The sequence below is a fragment of the Mesorhizobium sp. M0983 genome, from assembly GCF_040318975.1.
In the GTDB taxonomy this organism is placed as follows: domain Bacteria; phylum Pseudomonadota; class Alphaproteobacteria; order Rhizobiales; family Rhizobiaceae; genus Mesorhizobium.
In genome coordinates, this window is sequence record NZ_JAMYNH010000003.1 from 461,220 (window position 1) to 478,968 (window position 17,749).

The following is a 17,749-nucleotide window of genomic DNA, read 5'->3' on the forward strand; positions in this document are numbered from 1 at the left end:
CCGACTTTAGCTTTCCGCAGGCGCCTTGCAAGCCGCTCCGATGCGCCGCTCGGCACGAAAATGGATTTCCGATGCTTTCAACGACGGCATTACGGAACGATCCGTATCGATTGCGGGACTGGCAAAATCGAATCCACCTCGCGAAACAAAAAGGCGGCCGAAGCCGCCTTTCCGAAAACATGGGTTTTGAAGACGCCTTATTCGGCGGCAGCTGTTTCCGCGGCCTTGGCTGCCTCGTCGGCGGCCTTCTTCTCGGCGGCGTCCTGCGCTGCCTTCTCGGCGGCCAGCGCCTGGGCGGCGGCCACCTTCTCGGCCTCGATGCGCGCCTTCTCGGCGTTCAGCGCATCGCGCTCTTCGTCGTTCAGCTTGCGGGCGCGCACGCCGGTGTTTTCCGAAATACGGGCCGATTTGCCGCGACGATCGCGCAGGTAATACAGCTTGGCGCGACGCACCTTGCCGCGGCGCACGATCTCGACGCCCTCGACCATCGGCGAATAGACCGGGAACACACGCTCCACGCCTTCGCCGTAGGAGATCTTGCGAACGGTGAAGCTCTCCTGGAAACCGGCGCCGGCGCGGGCGATGACGACGCCCTCATAGGCCTGGACACGGGTGCGGGTGCCTTCGGTCACGCGGACCTGGACGCGCACGGTGTCGCCGGGCTGGAATTCGGGAAGCTTGCGCTTGGCTTCGATCTTGGCGGCCTGCTCGGCCTCGAGCTGACGGAGGATATCCATCTCATAAATCCACTTCTTGTTCTTCCGACAGTCAGAGCGTCCGACACTCGCCTTGCAGTCGCATCGACCGCTCGGCTATGCCCTTCGTTCGAGAACGTCTGTTCGAGAACATCGGGCAGGGGCGACTACACCGTCATTGTTGACGGGCCAGAAGATCGCTCTTGGCAGATTTTCTTCCGGTTCGGCGCGCACATACAGCTATTTCGGCGCTTTGTCACGCCTTCGCTGTTTCTTTTTTGGCGCTGCTTCTTTTGACTGGCGCCCGCTGTGGCAATCCCATGATCGCTTGTGGTCCAGGGGGTTGCGCCCGCGCGTCAAGCTTTCTAAGCCGGAAGATAAGCATTTTCCTCCAGCGACGACACCCCTCATGCCAATCTTGGACGCGGTCCTGCTCTTTCTCGCCGGCTTTCTATCAGGCGCGGTCAACGCAGTTGCCGGCGGCGGCACGTTCATAACCTTTGGCGCCATGACCCTGGCCGGCCTGCCGCCGATCGTCGCCAATGCGACATCGTCGGTGACGCAATTTCCTGGCTACATCACCTCGACGCTCGCCTATTGGCACGACATCAAGCATTTCTGGCGCGGCGCACTGCTGCTCAGCCTCATTTCGGCTTTCGGTGCGCTGTCTGGCGCGCTCATCCTTCTAGGGCTCGACAACCCGTCGTTCCGCGCCTTGGTGCCGTGGCTGCTGCTGGCGGCGACGGCGTTGTTCGCTGCCGGGCCATGGCTGAAGCCGGCGCCCAAGCCGGAGCATGAGGCCGCGGTGGGTTCGCTGGTCGGATCGCTGGCGCAGTTCGCCACTGCCGTCTATGGCGGCTTCTTCGGCGCGGGCATGGGCGTCATGATGCTGGCGACGCTCGGCCTCACCCAGTCCGGCGACTATCACCGGCTGAACGCACTGAAGAACATGCTGGCCGTTGTCATAGCTGCGGTCGCCATCCTGGTCTTTGTCTCCGGCGGCGTCATCGCCTGGCTGCAGGCGATCATCATGATCCCAGGCGGCGCGCTGGGCGGCTATGCCGGCGTCTGGATCGCCAGGCGCGTGCCACAGAACGCGGTGCGCGGCTTCGTCATCGCGGTCGGCCTGTTCCTGGCGTTTTACTATTTCGACAAGGGCTGAGCGGCCAAAAGATCAGGCCTTCGCTCTTTCGTCAGCTTTTCCGCCTCGGCCCGCCGCCAGGCGGCGATCTTCTTGTGATTGCCCGAAATCAGCACTTCGGGGATCGGCCGGCCCTCGAACTCCTGCGGCCGCGTGTAGTGCGGATGTTCGAGCAGGCCGTTCTCAAAGCTCTCTTCGTCGCCCGACACCGCATTGCCCATGACACCGGGCAGCAGCCGCACCACGGCGTCTAACAGCACAAGTGCCGCCGGCTCGCCGCCGGACAGGATGAAGTCGCCGATCGAGACTTCCTCGAGGCCTCGCGATTCGATGACCCGCTGGTCGACGCCTTCGAAGCGGCCGCAGACGATCACCGCACCCGGCCCGGCGGCGAGCTCGCGCACGCGTGCTTGGTTCAGCGGCTTGCCGCGCGGGCTCATCAGCAGGCGCGGACGTGGATCGCCCGGCGGCGAGGCATGGTCGATGGCGCTGGCCAGCACGTCTGCCCGCATCACCATGCCGGCGCCGCCGCCGGCCGGCGTGTCGTCCACGGTCCGGTGACGATCGCGGGCAAAGTCGCGGATCTGGATCGTTTCGAGCGACCAAATGCGGGTCTCGAGCGCGCGCCCGGCCAGCGACAGGCCGAGCGCGCCGGGAAACATCTCGGGATAGAGCGTCAGCACCGAAGCCGAAAAACTCACCGGTTGCCTCCGGCGTCCCTCGGCCCGCGCGGCCTGCCCTTGGGGTCGAAACCGTCGTCACCGGCAGGCTCGCCGTCCTCGTTCTCGACCAACCCTGCGGCGGCCGGATCGATGCGGACAAAGCCGCCGGCGATCGACACTTCCGGAACGGCGGCCTGCGTGAACGGGATGAGCACGCCTTTGCGCCCCGCCAGCGTCACGTCGAGAATGTCGCCGCCGCCGAAATTATGCACGGCGACGACCTTTCCGATGACCGCACCAGTGTCATCCTTGACCTCCAGCCCGACGAGGTCGGCATGGTAGAATTCATCCTCTTCGCCCTCATCCGGCAACACCGAACGGTCGACGAACAATTCGGTGCCGGCAAGCGCCTCCGCGGCATTGCGATCGCTGACGCCTTTGAAACGCACCACCACCACCGTGTTGGCAGGCCTGATATCGACGATCTGGAAGGCGCGGCCATCCCTGGCGTAGAGCGGACCGTAATCGGCCAGCGCCAGCGGGTCGCCGGTAAAGCTCTTGACGCGCAATTCGCCCTTGATGCCATGCGCGGCACCGATCACGGCCATCTGGACGGGGTTTTGCGGCTTGCTCATCTGCGGAAAATCCTTTGCCTTGCTCTAACCCCAGCCCGTCGTCATTTCAATGATGCCGCTCTTCACCGCTTCCTAACCCGCGTGCCGGAAGATGGCGGAGAACTGGAAGAGCGCAATGCAGGAATTCCTCATACCGGCAAAACCCGATCTACAGGCGGCGCGCGAGGCCTGGCTGAAGATGCTGGCGCGCGAACGACGGCTGTCGCCCGAAACCGTCGAGGCCTATGAGCGCGACACGCGCCAGTTCCTGCATTTCCTGACCGGCCATTGCGGCGGCTCGCCCGGCATTTCCGACATCGCCGATCTGCGCCCCGCCGATCTGCGCGGCTTTCTCGCTGCCCGCCGTACCGAGGGCGCCGGCGCCCGCACGCTCGGGCGCGGCCTAGCCGGCATCCGCTCGCTGCTGCGTTTCCTGGAACGGCGCGGCCTCGCCAATGCGGCAGGTGCGGCAGCCTTGCGCGCGCCGCGGCAGCCGAAATCGCTGCCCAAGCCGCTGACCGCAAGCGATGCAAAACACGTCGTCTCGGTGGAAGGCCAACTGGCGGAGGAGCCGTGGATCGCCGCGCGCAACGCCGCCGTGCTGACCCTGCTCTATGGGTCCGGCTTGCGCATTTCCGAGGCGCTCGGCCTGTCGGGCGCCGATCTGTCCTCGCCTGGTGAGACCGTGCTGCGCGTCACCGGCAAGGGCGGCAAGACGCGGTTGGTGCCGGTGCTGCCGGTGGCGCTGCGGGCGATTGCCGAATACCGCCGCTTGTGTCCCTATCATCTCGATCCCAAGGGCGTGCTGTTTCGCGGTGCCCGCGGCGGCCCGCTGAACCCGGCAATCGTTCAGCGCGACATGGCCAAGCTGCGCTCGGCGCTCAACCTGCCCGACACGGCGACGCCGCATGCGCTGCGCCATTCCTTTGCAACGCATCTGCTTGGGCGCGGCGGCGACCTGCGCACCATCCAGGAGTTGCTCGGCCACGCCAGCCTGTCGACAACCCAGATATACACCGGTGTCGACACCGCCAGGCTGCTCGAGATTTACGAAGCAGCTCATCCGCGTGCGTGATGGATGCTTGATTGGTGGCCATCTCGCAACAATTTTGATGCGCCGATTAACCGTTTTGCCGCTTTTTGCGCCTAGAACCGCAGCATGAAACGCCTCATCGCCATCGCCGACCGCGCGACCCATGTGTCGCTGAAGCTGCTTGTCGCGCTCAACGCCCTGTTTTTCCTCTCCTTCCTCATCATCGCGCTGCTCGCCGCAGGCAAGGCACGCGCCGAGATCCCGGTCTGCGCCGGTACCGATATGCTGGGCGCGCTGCAAAAGGACGACCCGGCCACCTACCGCAAGATCGAGGCGGACGCGGCAGTGACGCCGAACGGCAAGGGCCTGCTGTGGAAGCTCGAAAAATCAGGCGAAAAACCGTCTTTCCTGTTCGGCACCATGCACGTTACCGACCCGCGCGTCACCACGCTGCCGCCCGCCGCGCAGAAGGCATTCGATGCGGCTGGCACCGTCATCATCGAGACCACCGAAGTGCTCGACAAGCAGAAGATGATGGCCGCACTGCTGAAAGAGCCGGATCTGATGATGTTCACCGACAAGACGACGCTTTCGTCGCTGCTGTCGCCGCAGGATGCGGCGGTGGTCAACAAGGCGCTCGATGCGCGTGGCATCCCGCCAGCGACCGTCGCCAAGATGAAGCCCTGGTTGCTGTCGGCGATGGTGGCGCTGCCTGCATGCGAAGTCGCCCGCCAAGCTGGCGGCGCACCGGTGCTCGACGTCAAGCTTGCCAAGGACGCCGAGGCTTCGGGCAAATCAGTCGAGGGGCTGGAGACAATCGCCGACCAGTTGCGCGCCATGGCTTCGCTGCCGATCGCCTTTCACCTGAAGGGGCTGGTCGATACGCTGAAGCTTGGCGACAAGGTGAACGACGTCAACGAAACCATGATCGTGCTTTACCGGCGTGGCGACACTGGCATGTACGTACCGCTGTTTCGGGCCGTCATCCCCGAACAGGTCGACGACCAATCGGGTTACGCCGAATTCGAGCAGATCATGATCACCAGCCGCAACAAGGTGATGGTCGATCGGGCAGCGCCGATCCTCGCCCACGGCAATGTCTTCATGGCGGTCGGCGCCATGCACCTTCCCGGCGAGCAAGGCTTGGTCGAGGGTTTCCGCAAGACTGGCTATACGGTGACCGCCGTCAACTGAACAACACGGCGGAGTTGCACACCGAATCATTGCCGTGGCGCGACGGCGGACCACCCGCGCTTCGTGCCAAGAAACTGAAAAAGGTTCGGTTTGGCTCGATCGAACCCATTTTGCGGTGGAAATGCATGCCTGCAAGCGATTCCGGATCAGAATTGCCCTGTTTTCGGCGTTTTCAACGCCTAATGTGAAACCGATTCAACGATTGTACGTTGATGGCTATTACTTGATGTTTTTCATCCACGGAGGACACTTTTATGGCGAACACACCCAATCCGAACGACCCATTCACCTCACCGGGTACCGCACGGCCACGCGGCGGCGGCAGCGGCTGGCTGATTGCCCTGGTCGTCGTTATCCTGGCAATTGTCGCCTATTATGTTTTTGGAAGACGTAGCGAGGCACCTGCGCCTGCCGAACCGCCCGCAGCCAGCACACCGGCTCCGGCTCCAGCACCTGCCGAGCCGATGAAGCCAGCCGAACCGGCTCCTGCGCCAGCTCCGGCAACACCCGCTCCGGCTCCCGCTCCGGCAGAACCTGCACCCGCGCCAGCCCCGGCCCCGGCCCCGGCACCAGCACCGGCCCCTCAGTAATCAGACTGCCGACTTAATATATGAACGGCCCGCTGAAAGGCGGGCCGTTTGTTTTTGGGAACAGCCGTCGATGGCTTCGTCATCCCAGGGCGGAGCGAACGCAAAGCGGAGCGCAGACCCTGGGATCCATGCCGTGACATCCGCCGAAGAATGCAGTGGTGCAGAATCACCGGTTACCAGCCGATGGAAGAGGCACTCGATTCTGGTTCGCCGGAACACTGCCGCTTAGGTAACGGCATGGATCCCAGGGTCTCCGCGACATCGCTCCGCTCCTGCTCCGCCCTGGGATGACGAATCGCGGCTGTTTCAGCCAATCTCTAAGCTTTGCGATTCACCGCGTTTGCTCAGATATGGATGGGCTTGAAGAACGTCGCCAGTGCCGCCTCCTTGACCGCCTCCGACATTGTCGGATGGGCGTGACAGGTGCGGGCTAGGTCTTCCGACGAGCCGCCAAATTCCATCAGCACCGCCGCCTCGTGGATCATCTCGCCGGCGCCGAAGCCGACGATGTGGACGCCGAGCACGCGGTCGCTGGCCTTGTCGGCCAGGATTTTCACAAAGCCGTCGGTGTGCAGCATGGCGCGCGCCCGGCCATTGGCGCTGAACGGGAATTTTCCCGCCTTGTAGTCGACGCCGGCCTTCTTCAATTCTTCTTCGGTCTTGCCGACCGAAGCGATTTCCGGCGTGGTGTAGACGACGCTCGGAATCACGTCATAGTTCACATGCCTGGCCTGGCCGGCAATGGTTTCGGCCACCGCCACGCCCTCGTCCTCGGCCTTGTGGGCGAGCATCGGGCCGGCGATGACATCGCCGATGGCGTAGATACCGGGGACTTTGGTCCTGAGATGGCCGTCGGTCTTGACCCAGCCGCGCTCGTCGACGTCGACGCCTGCCTCCTTAAGCCCGAGAGCGTCCGAATAGGCCCGTCGTCCCGTCGCGATCAGCACGGCGTCGGCCTCGATCGTCTCGGCCGCCCCGCCTTTGACTGGCTCGAAGGTGACCGTCGCTCCCTTCTTGGCCTTGGCGACGCCGGTCACCTTGGCGCCCAGCCTGAACTCAAAGCCCTGCTTCGACAGCAGGCGCTGGAACTGCTTGGAGACCTCGCCATCCATGCCGCCCAGGATGGTGTCGAGGAACTCGACCACGGTGACCTTGGCGCCGAGCCGCGCCCATACCGAGCCGAGTTCCAGCCCGATGACGCCGCCGCCGACCACCACCAGATGGCCCGGCACCTTGTCCAGCGACAGCGCGCCGGTCGACGACACGATCACCTTCTCGTCGAAATCGACCTTGACACCGGGAATGCCGGCGACGTCGGAGCCGGTGGCGATGACGATGTTCTTGGTCTCAATCTCCTCGACCTTGCCGTCATCGGAGGTCACCGACACCTTGCCGGCCGCAACTACCTTGCCGGTGCCGCGAAAACTGTCGATCTTGTTCTTCTTGAACAGGAAGGCGACGCCATTGACGTTGGCCGTCACCGTCGCATCCTTGTGTGCCATCATCTTGCCGAGATTGAGCTTGGGCGCGCCGATCTCGACGCCGAGCGCGTCGAAGGAATGGCCGGCCTCGGCAAACAGCTCGGACGCATGCAGCAGCGCCTTTGACGGGATGCAGCCGATGTTGAGGCAGGTACCGCCGAAGGTCGGGTTCTTTTCGACCACCGCCGTCTTCAGGCCGAGCTGTGCCGCCTTGATGGCGCAGACATAGCCGCCCGGTCCCGATCCGATGATAACGACGTCATAGGCCATGATACTGTCCCTTTGCTTTAGCGGCCGCCGCCGACTTCCAGATTGGCGCCTGTCGTATAGGAGGCCTCGTCCGACAGCAGCCAGAGAATTGCGGCCGCGACTTCCTCGGCAGTGCCTGCGCGCTGCATCGGCACCACCCGGCCCATTTTCTCGGCGCGATCCGGCTGCCCGCCGGAGGCATGAATTTCCGTGTCGATGATGCCCGGGCTGACCGCGTTGACACGGACGCCTTCCTCGGCCACTTCCCGCGCCAGGCCGACAGTGAAGGCGTTGATCGCGTTCTTGGAGGCTGCGTAGTCGATATATTGACCTGCCCCGCCAAGCCTTGCCGCGATCGAAGACAAATTGACGATGGCGCCGCCCTTGCCGCCATTTCTGGTCGACATGCGCTTCACCGCTTCGCGTGCGCAAAGCATCGGCCCAATCACATTGATCCGCATCATGCGCTCGAGCCGCGCGAACGACATCTCGTCGACCCGTGACAGGCTGTCGACGACACCGGCATTGTTGACCAGCGCATCAAGCCCGCCGAAGCGGTCTTCGACCGCCTCGAACATGGCCAGCACATCCGTCTCGCTGCCGACATCGGCCTTGAGGGCAAAGGCTTCTCCGCCGCCGGCCTCGATGTCGGCGACCACCGTTTCGGCCGCTTTTGCATTCGACGCGTAATTGACCGCAACGCGGTAGCCGGCCTCGGCGGCAAGCCTGCATGTAGCGGCGCCAATGCCGCGGCTGCCGCCGGTCACCAGCAGGATTTTTCCGCTCATTCCTGACATCCTTTCAGGGCAAAGACGTCCCAGGGCACCTTGGAAAAGCCGTTGGCGCCATAGGCCGCCGACATCTGCAACGACGCCCCCAGATCGGGCAGGATCAGCTTCTTCGGCGCATCCTTTCCTTCGCCCGGCAGCAACGCGATATTGCCCTGGTCGTCGGCCGTATAGATGACCCCCTCCCACACAGTGCAGGCGGCGAGCTCGTCGCCGGTGACGTCGCCGGCCGGGCATTTGTACATCAGTGAGCCATGCGGCCGCGCCACGCCCTCCGTCCACATGACGATTCCGTCGAGAACGACGTCCTTGTCGAGCACCATCTTGAAACTGTTGGTGACGGCGGCCGATTCGCCGGTTGGCCTGAAATCGATCTCGGCTGCGTTTTCAGTGTCGCCGTAGACGGCCAGTTCGAGCGGGCAGGCGGCAAGCGCAGCGGAGACCGTCTGCACGCCGAGTGCGGAGATCGTGACAAACAAACCGGACCGGAAACGAGAGGAACCAATCCGGTGGCGCAGATCCATTCTCCGGCTCACTCGGGCCGCCCCTAGAGGTCGAGCACCAGCCGCTCGGGATCCTCCAGGCTTTCCTTGACCCGCACCAGGAACGTCACCGCTTCCTTGCCGTCGACGATGCGGTGATCGTAGGACAGCGCCAGATACATCATCGGCCGGATGACGATCTGGCCGCCGACCACCACCGGCCGCTCCTGGATCTTGTGCATGCCCAAAATGCCCGACTGCGGCGCATTGAGGATCGGCGTCGACATCAGCGACCCGTAAACGCCACCGTTGGAAATCGTAAACGTGCCGCCTTGCATATCCGCAACCGATAGCTTGCCGTCGCGCGCCGCAAGCCCGAGCCTGCCGATGTCCTTCTCGATTTCGGCGATGGACATCTGGTCGGCATTGCGCACGACCGGCACGACAAGGCCTTTTTCGGTACCAACGGCGACGCCGATATGGGCGTAGTTCTTGAAGATGATGTCGGTGCCGTCGATCTCGGCGTTGACGGACGGGATCTCCTTCAGCGCATGGGTGACGGCCTTGGTGAAGAAACCCATGAAGCCGAGCTTCACGCCGTGCTTCTTCTCGAACACGTCCTTGTATTTGCTCCTCAGCGCCATCACCGCGCTCATGTCGACCTCGTTGAAGGTGGTCAGCATCGCGGCGGTCGATTGCGCTTCCTTGAGGCGGCGCGCGATGGTCTGGCGCAGCTTGGTCATGCGCACGCGCTCCTCGCGCGACGCATCGTCGGCCGAGGACGGCGCGCGCGCGGCGACAGGTGCCGACACAGGTGCTGCCTTTGGCATTTCGGCCGGCTGCGACGGCGCGCCCCTGGCGATCAGGTCGAGCACGTCGCCTTTCAGCACCTGGCCGCGCTTGCCCGAGCCCGAGACCTGGTCGACCGCAAGATTGTGCTCGGCCAGCAGCTTTGCCGCCGACGGCGCCGGCGGCATTGTGCGTGTCTCAATCGCGCCGGCGTCGCCGGCGATCTTGGCCGTCTCGGCCGCGGCCTGCTGGACGCTCGAGGCCGCGGTCGGAGCCGAGGCCTGCGACACCGCGTCCGGCTTCGCTGCCGGAGCGGCGGCAGCATTGGCTGCTGCGCCGGCGCCTGCCGAAATCGTGCCGAGCAGCGCCCCGACGCCAACCGTCTCGCCTTCCTTGACGGCGATCTCGCTGAGCGTGCCCGCGGCGGCGGCCGGCACTTCCACCGTCACCTTGTCGGTTTCGAGTTCGACCAGCGGCTCATCGGCGGCGATCGCGTCGCCGACCTTCTTGAACCATTTGCCGATGGTCGCCTCGGTGACGGATTCACCAAGTGTCGGGACGCGGATTTCGGTTGCCATTGTGCCTGTCCGTTTCTTTCGGTTCTATTTTATCCGCCCAGTTCTGTTCTATTCACCAAGCGCGTCGTCGAGCAAGGCGGCAAGCTGGGCGAGATGCTTCGACATCAATCCGGTCGCCGGCGAGGCGGCGGCCGGCCGGCCGGTATAGCGTACCCGCTGGTGCTTGGCCTCGATATGCGCCAGCACCCATTCGAGATACGGATCGATGAACGACCAGGCGCCCATGTTCTTGGGCTCCTCCTGGCACCACACCATCTCGGCATTGCGGAAGCGCGACAGTTCGGTGATCAGCGCCTTGGCCGGGAACGGATAGAGCTGCTCGACGCGCAGCAGGTAGATGTCGTTGATGCCGCGCTTCTCGCGCTCTTCGTAGAGGTCGTAGTAGACCTTGCCCGAACAGAGCACGACACGGCGGATCTTCGAATCCTTGGTGAGCTTGATGGCCTGGCCCGACAGCAGCTGGGCGTCGTCCCACAACAGCCGGTGAAAGGCGCTTTCGCCCGACATTTCCGGCAGCGTCGACACCGCCCGCTTGTGGCGCAGCAGCGACTTCGGCGTCATCAGGATCAGCGGCTTGCGGAAGTCCCGCTTCAATTGCCGGCGCAAGATGTGGAAGTAGTTGGCCGGCGTCGTGACGTTGGCGACCTGCATGTTGTCTTCCGCGCAAAGCTGCAGGAAGCGCTCGAGCCGGGCCGACGAATGCTCCGGCCCCTGGCCTTCATAGCCGTGCGGCAGCAGGCAGACGAGGCCCGACATTCTGAGCCACTTGCGCTCGCCCGACGAGATGAACTGGTCGAATACCACCTGGGCGCCATTGGCGAAGTCGCCGAACTGCGCTTCCCACAGCGTCAGCGCCTTCGGCTCAGCCAGCGAGTAGCCATATTCAAAGCCGAGCACGGCCTCTTCCGACAGCATCGAGTTGATGACCTCGAACCCGGCCTGCGCCGCCGACAGATTGTTGAGTGGGATGTAGCGGGTCTCGTCGCGCTGGTCGTAGAGCACGGAATGGCGCTGCGAGAAGGTGCCGCGCTCCGAATCCTGTCCGGACAGCCGGATCGGATTGCCGTCGAGCAGGATGGCGCCGAAGGCCAGCGCCTCGGCCGTCGACCAGTCGATGCCTTCGCCCGATTCGATCGCCTGGCGGCGGTTGTCGAGGAAGCGGATGATCGTCTTGTGTGCCTCGAAATCCTTCGGCACCTCGGTCAGCTTCTTGCCGATCTCCTTCAGCGTCTTGACCGGTACCGCGGTCTTGCCGCGCCGCTGTTCGTCCTGGTTGTCGGCCGAGCGCAGGCCGGACCAGGCGCCGTCCAGCCAGTCCGCCTTGTTCGGCTTATAGTGCTGGCCGACCTCGAATTCCTGCTCGAGATGCGCCCGCCAGTCGGCCTTCATCTTTTCGAGCTCGGCCTGGCTGATATGGCCTTCGGCGATCAGCCGGTCGGCATAGATCTGCATGGTCGTCTTCTGGTTGCGGATCTTGCGATACATGATCGGCTGGGTGAAGGCCGGCTCATCGCCCTCATTGTGGCCGAAGCGGCGGTAGCAGAACATGTCCACCACGACAGGCTTGTGGAACTTCATGCGGAATTCGATCGCCACCTTGGTGGCATGGACCACGGCTTCCGGATCGTCGCCATTGACGTGGAAGATCGGCGCCTCGATCATCTTGGCCACGTCGGACGGATAGGGCGACGAACGCGAAAAGCGCGGGTTGGTGGTGAAGCCGATCTGGTTGTTGATGATGAAATGCAGCGTGCCGGCGACGCGGTGGCCGCGCAGGCCGGACAAGCCAAGGATTTCGGCAATCACGCCCTGGCCGGCAAAAGCGGCATCGCCATGCAGCAGCAGCGGCAGCACCTTGGCGCGCTCTTCCAGCGGCACGATCTCCTCGCGGCTGCGGCCAAACAGATAATCCTGCTTGGCGCGCGCCTTGCCCATCACCACCGGATCGACGATTTCCAGATGCGATGGGTTGGCGGTCAGCGACAGATGCACCTTGTTGCCGTCGAACTCGCGGTCGGATGAGGCACCGAGATGGTACTTCACGTCGCCCGAGCCTTCGACCTCGTCGGGCGCGGCCGAGCCGCCCTTGAACTCGTGGAAAATGGCGCGGTGCGGCTTGGCCATCACCTGCGACAGCACGTTCAGCCGGCCGCGATGCGCCATGCCGAGCACGATCTCCTTCATGCCGAGCTGGCCGCCGCGCTTGACGATCTGCTCCAGCGCCGGGATCAGCGACTCGCCGCCGTCGAGGCCGAAGCGCTTGGTTCCCTTGTACTTGACGTCGATGAACTGCTCGAAGCCTTCGGCCTCGACCAGCTTTTGCAGGATCGCCTTCTTGCCGGTGGCGGTGAAGGAGATCTCCTTGTCGGCGCCCTCGATGCGCGCCTGGATCCAGGCCTTCTCCTCGGGATCGGAGATATGCATGAATTCGACGCCGAGCGTCGAGCAATAGGTCCGGGTCAGGATGTCGAGCATCTGCCGGATGGTGCCGAATTCCAGCCCGAGCACATTGTCGAGGAAGATCGGCCGGTCGTAATCGGCTTCGGTGAAGCCGTAATTCTCCGGCGACAGCTCGTTATAATCCTCGAGCGGCTTGGCAATGCCGAGCGGATCGAGATTGGCATGCAGGTGGCCGCGCATGCGAAAGGCGCGGATCATCATGATGGCGCGGACGGAATCGCGCGTCGCCTGATGCACGTCGGCGTCGGAAAGCGCTGCGCCGTTGCCGGCTGCTCGGTCCTTGACCTTCTTTTCGATGTGCTTTTCGACCAGGCCCCAATTGCCGTCCAGCGCCGAGACAAGCTCGCCGTTGGCCTGCATCGGCCAGGAGGGCTTGGCCCATGAGGCGCCCTTGGCATTCTTGCGCACGTCGCCAGCGTCGTCCTTCAGCGCCGCGAAAAAGTCCTGCCATTCGGGATCGACCGACGCGGGATCGTCCTCATAAGCGGCATAGAGCGCGTCGATATAATCGGCATTGCCGCCATAGAGGAAAGAGGTAAGCGAAAACTGGTCGTTGGCCTGATCTTGTCTTGCCATTTTTTTCCGCGGAGCGCCTGCTCCGTCTCCTTTTCAGAGCGAATAGAGAGTAGTGAGTAAGGATTTCCCTGGTTCGCGCCGTTACTCTGTTTTTCCTATTCGCTATTCACTACTCGCTACTCACTTATCCTTTGATCGCCTCGACCAGCGTCGTACCGAGCCGTGCTGGCGACGGCGATACCTTGATGCCGGCCGATTCCATCGCCGCGATCTTGTCTTCCGCGCCGCCCTTGCCGCCCGAGATGACCGCGCCCGCATGGCCCATGGTGCGGCCCGCCGGCGCCGTGCGCCCGGCGATGAAGCCCGCCATCGGCTTGCTGCGGCCACGCTTTGCCTCATCCTTGAGGAACTGCGCGGCGTCTTCCTCGGCCGAGCCGCCGATCTCACCGATCATGATGATCGACTTGGTCTCGTCGTCGGCGAGGAACATCTCCAGCACGTCGATGAACTCCGTGCCTTTGACCGGGTCGCCGCCAATGCCGACGGCGGTGGTCTGGCCGAGACCGACATTGGTGGTCTGGAACACCGCCTCATAGGTAAGCGTTCCCGAGCGCGAAACAACGCCGACCGAGCCCTTGCGGAAGATGTTGCCGGGCATGATGCCGATCTTGCATTGGTCGGGGGTCAGCACGCCGGGGCAGTTCGGCCCTATCAGCCGCGATTTCGAGCGGTCGAGCCTCGCCTTGACCTTGATCATGTCCATCACCGGTATGCCCTCGGTGATGCAGACGATCAGCGGGATCTCGGCCTCGATCGCTTCCAGGATCGCTTCGGCAGCACCCGCCGGCGGCACGTAGACGACCGAAGCGTTGGCGCCGGTCTTCGCCTTGCCTTCGGCTACGGTGGCGAAGATCGGCAGTGCCTCGCCCTTGGCGCCGGTCCAGGTCTCGCCGCCCTTCTTGGGATGGATGCCGCCGACCATTTTCGTGCCGTGATAAGCCAGCGCCTGTTCGGTGTGGAACGTGCCGGTCTTGCCGGTCAGGCCTTGCACCAGCACCTTGGTGTTCTTGTCGACGAGGATGGACATGGTGGTCCTTTTCAAAAACCGTTGATCGGGGAAGGCCGCGCGCTTATGGTCATAGCCGCCGTGGTCACAATCGCTTGAGGTCGGCGACCGTGAGGTCGCTCTTGGCATTGCCGGTGTTGAGCGTCGTCGCCGGCTCGAACATCAGCACAACAGGTTCTTCGCTCAGCGAGCGCGGCCGGTGCTCGACGGCGCGCGGCACGACGATGAACTCGCCGCTGGAAAGCTCCACCGTGCCGTCGCGGAAATCGATGGCGATGCGGCCGCGCAGCACCAGGAAGGCCTCGTCTTCATTGTCGTGCGCGTGCCAATCGAAGACGTCGCCGAACTTGGCGATCTTGACCTGGCTGTCGTTCACGTCGCCGGCAATATGCGGATCGAAGAGCTTCTTGATCTTCGTATCCGCCGCCTCGACGAGGTTTATCTTGTGCGGAGGCACAGACTCAGCCCTTCACCGCCGCGACAATCTTCTTGGCTGCGTCATCGAGGTCATCGGCCGACACCACGTTCAGCCCGCTGTCGTTGATGATCTTTTTGCCGAGCTCGGCATTGGTCCCTTCCAGCCGCACAACGAGCGGCACTTGCAGGCCGACCTCCTTGACCGCGGCGATGACGCCCTCAGCGATGATGTCGCACTTCATGATGCCGCCGAAGATATTGATAAGAATGCCTTTGACCGCTGGATCCTTGGTGATGATCTTGAACGCCGCCGTCACTTTTTCCTTAGACGCGCCGCCGCCGACATCGAGGAAGTTGGCCGGCTCGGCGCCGTAGAGCTTGATGATGTCCATCGTCGCCATGGCAAGGCCGGCGCCGTTGACCATGCAGCCGATATTACCGTCGAGCGCGACATAGGCCAGGTCGTATTTCGACGCCTCGATCTCCTTCTCGTCCTCTTCGGTGGTGTCGCGCAATTCGAGCACGTCCGGGTGGCGGAACAGCGCATTGTTGTCGAACGACACTTTTGCGTCGAGCACGCGCAGCCGGCCGCTCTTCATGACGATCAGCGGGTTGATCTCGAGCAGGCTCATGTCCTTCTCGACAAATGCCTTGTAGAGGATCGGAAACAGCGTGCCACCATCTTTGGCGGCGTCGCCGTCGAGCCTCAGTGCGGCGTTGAGCGTGTTCACATCGTCGGCCGTCACGCCCTTTTCCGGGTCGATGGCGACGGTGATGATCTTTTCCGGCGTGTCGTGGGCGACCGCCTCGATGTCCATGCCGCCCTCGGTCGAGACGACGAAGGCGACGCGCCCGACCGAGCGGTCGACCAGGATCGACAGATAGAGCTCGCGCTCGATGTCAGCGCCGTCCTCGATGTAGAGCCGGTTGACCTGCTTGCCGGCCGGGCCGGTCTGCTTGGTGACCAGCGTATGGCCGAGCATCTCCTTGGCGTTGGCGACGACCTCGGCCACCGACTTCGCCAGCCTGACGCCGCCCTTCGCATCGGCGCCGAGCTCCGTGAACTTGCCCTTGCCGCGGCCGCCGGCATGGATCTGGCTCTTGACCACATAGAGCGGGCCGGGCAGCGCCTTGGCGGCGGCTTCCGCCTCGCTCGCCTTGAACACCGGCACGCCCTCGGCCACCGGTGCGCCAAAACCTTTCAGCAGCGCCTTGCCCTGATACTCATGGATGTTCATGCGCTATATCTCCAGCTTGTTTGGCGGGCTTGGTTGCCGGCTTATTTGGCCGCGAGATGCGGAGCGATCTTGACGCAGGCGTCGCACAGACCCTGCACCGCGGCGACCGAACTGTCGAACATCTTCTGTTCGCTTTTCGCCAGTTCGATCTCGATGATACGCTCGACGCCGCCGGCGCCGATCACCACGGGAACGCCGACATAGGTGTTCTTGACGCCATATTGGCCGGAAAGAAAGGCAGCACAGGGCAGCACCCGCTTCTTGTCCTTGAGATAGGCTTCGGCCATGGCGATGGCCGAGGCGGCGGGCGCGTAGAAGGCCGAACCGGTCTTGAGCAGGCCGACGATCTCGGCGCCGCCGTCGCGGGTGCGCTGCACGATCTGGTCGAGCCGCTCCTTCGAGGTCCAGCCCATCTTGATGAGGTCGGGCAGCGGGATGCCGGCAACGGTGGAATAGCGGATCATCGGCACCATGGAATCGCCGTGGCCACCGAGCACGAAGGCGGTGACATCCTCGACCGAGACCTTGAATTCCTCGGCCAGGAAATAACGGAAGCGCGAACTGTCGAGCACGCCGGCCATGCCGACGACATGGCTCTTCGGCAGGCCGGAAAACTTCTGCAGCGCCCAGACCATGGCGTCGAGCGGATTGGTGATGCAGATGACGAAGGCCTTCGGCGCGTATTTCTTGAGGCCGGCGCCGACCTGCTCCATCACCTTCAGATTGATGCCCAGAAGATCGTCGCGGCTCATGCCGGGCTTGCGCGGCACGCCGGCGGTGACGATGCAGACGTCGGCGCCCTCGATGCCGGCATAGTCGTTGACGCCGGTCAGCCTGGAGTCGAACCCATCGACCGGCGACGACTGCGCGATGTCCAGCCCCTTGCCTTGCGGGATGCCTTCGGCGATATCGAACAGCACGACGTCGCCGAGATCCTTGAGGCCGACCATGTGGGCGAGGGTGCCGCCGATCATGCCCGAGCCGATGAGCGCTATCTTGTTGCGTGCCATGTCAGGATGTTTTCCCTTTGACTATGACGGCGCCCAAATCCTTGACGATTTGATGACGGCGTCGGAGGAAGAGGCCGGAATGCTGCGGAACCGCGAAATTCGCCGCACGCAATAGCCCCGGCCGTGCAAAAATTCAAACGATTATTTTGGAGTGAGTAATTTCAATCGGTTAGAAACAATGGGACTTACGTAAACGTAAAATTTCTGAAGCCGGCTAGAGGAATTCTACACAATGGCATCTGAAATCAGAAGGCTATTTCCGGGCGATGACGCCCTTGTGATGCGGGTTGCCGACGAGGTTTTCGATGAGCCGGTCAGGCCGGATCGACTCTCTGCCTATCTCGCGGCGCCCGGCCATTTCATGATCGTGGCCCTCGCCGACGGCGTCGTTATCGGCCAATGCGCCGCGATCGTCCACCGGCACCCGGACAAGGTGAGCGAACTCTACATAGACGAGGTCGGTGTGGCGCCGGCCTTTCAACGCCAGGGCATTGCGACGAGGATGCTCGACGCCATGTTCGCACTCGGTCGCGAGCATGGTTGTGAGGAGGCCTGGGTCGGCACCGAGCCGGACAATGTTGCTGCTCGCGCACTTTACGAGTCGCGAAAGGTGCCGCATGGGCCGGCGGAGGATTTTGTGATGTATGTTTATCGATTATAGACGCGGCGGGACGGACCCTTTTAACGATGGCTGGACAGGTGTGAAGGAGCGCTGCAGATCAGCCTGCTGGGCATCGGGCTCCTAG

16 protein-coding genes are annotated in these 17,749 nt (G+C 63.4%); 4 read left to right on the forward strand and 12 right to left on the reverse strand.

The annotated features are described in order from the left end of the window. Positions 1 to 197: 197 nt before the first annotated feature. Positions 198 to 737, reverse strand: coding sequence for a 50S ribosomal protein L19 (gene rplS, locus NKH71_RS08785; RefSeq protein WP_023722714.1), 540 nt, complete (start codon positions 735 to 737; stop codon positions 198 to 200). Between the two features lie 367 nt (positions 738 to 1,104). On the opposite strand from rplS, the gene NKH71_RS08790 reads away from it, so the two are divergent. Further along, entirely contained in the window at positions 1,105 to 1,857 is a 753-nt protein-coding gene (locus NKH71_RS08790; protein WP_023722715.1) for a sulfite exporter TauE/SafE family protein, read from the forward strand. Here NKH71_RS08790 and trmD read toward each other — a convergent pair. Both trmD and rimM read right to left on the reverse strand, forming a co-directional pair. Next, positions 1,839 to 2,537: a tRNA (guanosine(37)-N1)-methyltransferase TrmD gene (trmD, locus tag NKH71_RS08795; RefSeq protein ID WP_352790110.1), complete on the reverse strand. Its 699-nt coding sequence runs from the start codon at positions 2,535 to 2,537 to the stop codon at positions 1,839 to 1,841. The genes NKH71_RS08790 and trmD overlap by 19 nt on opposite strands. Beyond that, positions 2,534 to 3,133 carry a ribosome maturation factor RimM gene (gene rimM, locus NKH71_RS08800; RefSeq protein WP_352481047.1) on the reverse strand — a complete coding sequence of 200 codons (600 nt, stop codon included), beginning with the start codon at positions 3,131 to 3,133 and terminating at the stop codon, positions 2,534 to 2,536. The genes trmD and rimM overlap by 4 nt, the downstream gene beginning before the upstream one ends. Before the next feature lie 115 nt (positions 3,134 to 3,248). Between rimM and NKH71_RS08805 the strand changes: the two genes are divergently transcribed. After that, entirely contained in the window at positions 3,249 to 4,187 is a 939-nt protein-coding gene (locus NKH71_RS08805; RefSeq protein ID WP_036245843.1) for a tyrosine recombinase XerC, read from the forward strand. 84 nt (positions 4,188 to 4,271) lie between these two features. Beyond that, positions 4,272 to 5,339 carry a TraB/GumN family protein gene (locus NKH71_RS08810; protein WP_352790107.1) on the forward strand — a complete coding sequence of 356 codons (1,068 nt, stop codon included), beginning with the start codon at positions 4,272 to 4,274 and terminating at the stop codon, positions 5,337 to 5,339. Between the two features lie 934 nt (positions 5,340 to 6,273). On the opposite strand, the gene lpdA is transcribed toward NKH71_RS08810, so the two are convergent. From lpdA to mdh, 9 genes are all read right to left on the reverse strand, one after another. After that, on the reverse strand, positions 6,274 to 7,680 hold the full coding sequence (gene lpdA, locus NKH71_RS08815) for a dihydrolipoyl dehydrogenase (protein WP_352894758.1): 1,407 nt from the start codon (positions 7,678 to 7,680) through the stop codon (positions 6,274 to 6,276). A 17-nt stretch (positions 7,681 to 7,697) separates the two neighbouring features. Further along, entirely contained in the window at positions 7,698 to 8,447 is a 750-nt protein-coding gene (locus tag NKH71_RS08820) for an SDR family oxidoreductase (protein ID WP_023722722.1), read from the reverse strand. Continuing rightward, positions 8,444 to 8,971: a hypothetical protein gene (locus NKH71_RS08825; protein WP_352588024.1), complete on the reverse strand. Its 528-nt coding sequence runs from the start codon at positions 8,969 to 8,971 to the stop codon at positions 8,444 to 8,446. The genes NKH71_RS08820 and NKH71_RS08825 overlap by 4 nt, the downstream gene beginning before the upstream one ends. A gap of 23 nt (positions 8,972 to 8,994) precedes the next feature. Beyond that, positions 8,995 to 10,296: a 2-oxoglutarate dehydrogenase complex dihydrolipoyllysine-residue succinyltransferase gene (odhB, locus tag NKH71_RS08830; protein WP_352481049.1), complete on the reverse strand. Its 1,302-nt coding sequence runs from the start codon at positions 10,294 to 10,296 to the stop codon at positions 8,995 to 8,997. Between the two features lie 48 nt (positions 10,297 to 10,344). After that, complete coding sequence (locus NKH71_RS08835; protein ID WP_352894760.1) at positions 10,345 to 13,332, reverse strand: 2-oxoglutarate dehydrogenase E1 component; 2,988 nt, start codon at positions 13,330 to 13,332, stop codon at positions 10,345 to 10,347. 124 nt (positions 13,333 to 13,456) lie between these two features. Beyond that, entirely contained in the window at positions 13,457 to 14,359 is a 903-nt protein-coding gene (gene sucD / locus NKH71_RS08840; protein WP_352719356.1) for a succinate--CoA ligase subunit alpha, read from the reverse strand. 64 nt (positions 14,360 to 14,423) lie between these two features. Then, complete coding sequence (locus NKH71_RS08845) at positions 14,424 to 14,795, reverse strand: cupin domain-containing protein (RefSeq protein ID WP_352790103.1); 372 nt, start codon at positions 14,793 to 14,795, stop codon at positions 14,424 to 14,426. 4 nt (positions 14,796 to 14,799) lie between these two features. After that, positions 14,800 to 15,993 (reverse strand): ADP-forming succinate--CoA ligase subunit beta, encoded by a 1,194-nt coding sequence (gene sucC / locus NKH71_RS08850; RefSeq protein WP_352481052.1) that lies wholly within the window; start codon positions 15,991 to 15,993, stop codon positions 14,800 to 14,802. 41 nt (positions 15,994 to 16,034) lie between these two features. Beyond that, on the reverse strand, positions 16,035 to 17,003 hold the full coding sequence (gene mdh, locus NKH71_RS08855; RefSeq protein ID WP_023723107.1) for a malate dehydrogenase: 969 nt from the start codon (positions 17,001 to 17,003) through the stop codon (positions 16,035 to 16,037). Between the two features lie 232 nt (positions 17,004 to 17,235). On the opposite strand from mdh, the gene NKH71_RS08860 reads away from it, so the two are divergent. Continuing rightward, a complete protein-coding gene (locus tag NKH71_RS08860; RefSeq protein ID WP_031195456.1) occupies positions 17,236 to 17,664 on the forward strand; it encodes a GNAT family N-acetyltransferase in 429 nt (142 codons plus the stop codon). Positions 17,665 to 17,749 lie beyond the last annotated feature (85 nt).

Bases quoted from the DNA above. Each gene is read 5' to 3' on its own strand.
- rplS (WP_023722714.1), bottom strand. From the start codon at position 737: ATGGATATCCTCCGTCAGCTCGAGGCCGAGCAGGCCGCCAAGATCGAA.
- NKH71_RS08790 (WP_023722715.1), top strand. From the start codon at position 1,105: ATGCCAATCTTGGACGCGGTCCTGCTCTTTCTCGCCGGCTTTCTATCA.
- rimM (WP_352481047.1), bottom strand. From the start codon at position 3,133: ATGAGCAAGCCGCAAAACCCCGTCCAGATGGCCGTGATCGGTGCCGCG.
- NKH71_RS08805 (WP_036245843.1), top strand. From the start codon at position 3,249: ATGCAGGAATTCCTCATACCGGCAAAACCCGATCTACAGGCGGCGCGC.
- NKH71_RS08810 (WP_352790107.1), top strand. From the start codon at position 4,272: ATGAAACGCCTCATCGCCATCGCCGACCGCGCGACCCATGTGTCGCTG.
- lpdA (WP_352894758.1), bottom strand. From the start codon at position 7,680: ATGGCCTATGACGTCGTTATCATCGGATCGGGACCGGGCGGCTATGTC.
- NKH71_RS08820 (WP_023722722.1), bottom strand. From the start codon at position 8,447: ATGAGCGGAAAAATCCTGCTGGTGACCGGCGGCAGCCGCGGCATTGGC.
- NKH71_RS08825 (WP_352588024.1), bottom strand. From the start codon at position 8,971: ATGGATCTGCGCCACCGGATTGGTTCCTCTCGTTTCCGGTCCGGTTTG.
- odhB (WP_352481049.1), bottom strand. From the start codon at position 10,296: ATGGCAACCGAAATCCGCGTCCCGACACTTGGTGAATCCGTCACCGAG.
- NKH71_RS08835 (WP_352894760.1), bottom strand. From the start codon at position 13,332: ATGGCAAGACAAGATCAGGCCAACGACCAGTTTTCGCTTACCTCTTTC.
- sucD (WP_352719356.1), bottom strand. From the start codon at position 14,359: ATGTCCATCCTCGTCGACAAGAACACCAAGGTGCTGGTGCAAGGCCTG.
- sucC (WP_352481052.1), bottom strand. From the start codon at position 15,993: ATGAACATCCATGAGTATCAGGGCAAGGCGCTGCTGAAAGGTTTTGGC.
- mdh (WP_023723107.1), bottom strand. From the start codon at position 17,003: ATGGCACGCAACAAGATAGCGCTCATCGGCTCGGGCATGATCGGCGGC.
- NKH71_RS08860 (WP_031195456.1), top strand. From the start codon at position 17,236: ATGGCATCTGAAATCAGAAGGCTATTTCCGGGCGATGACGCCCTTGTG.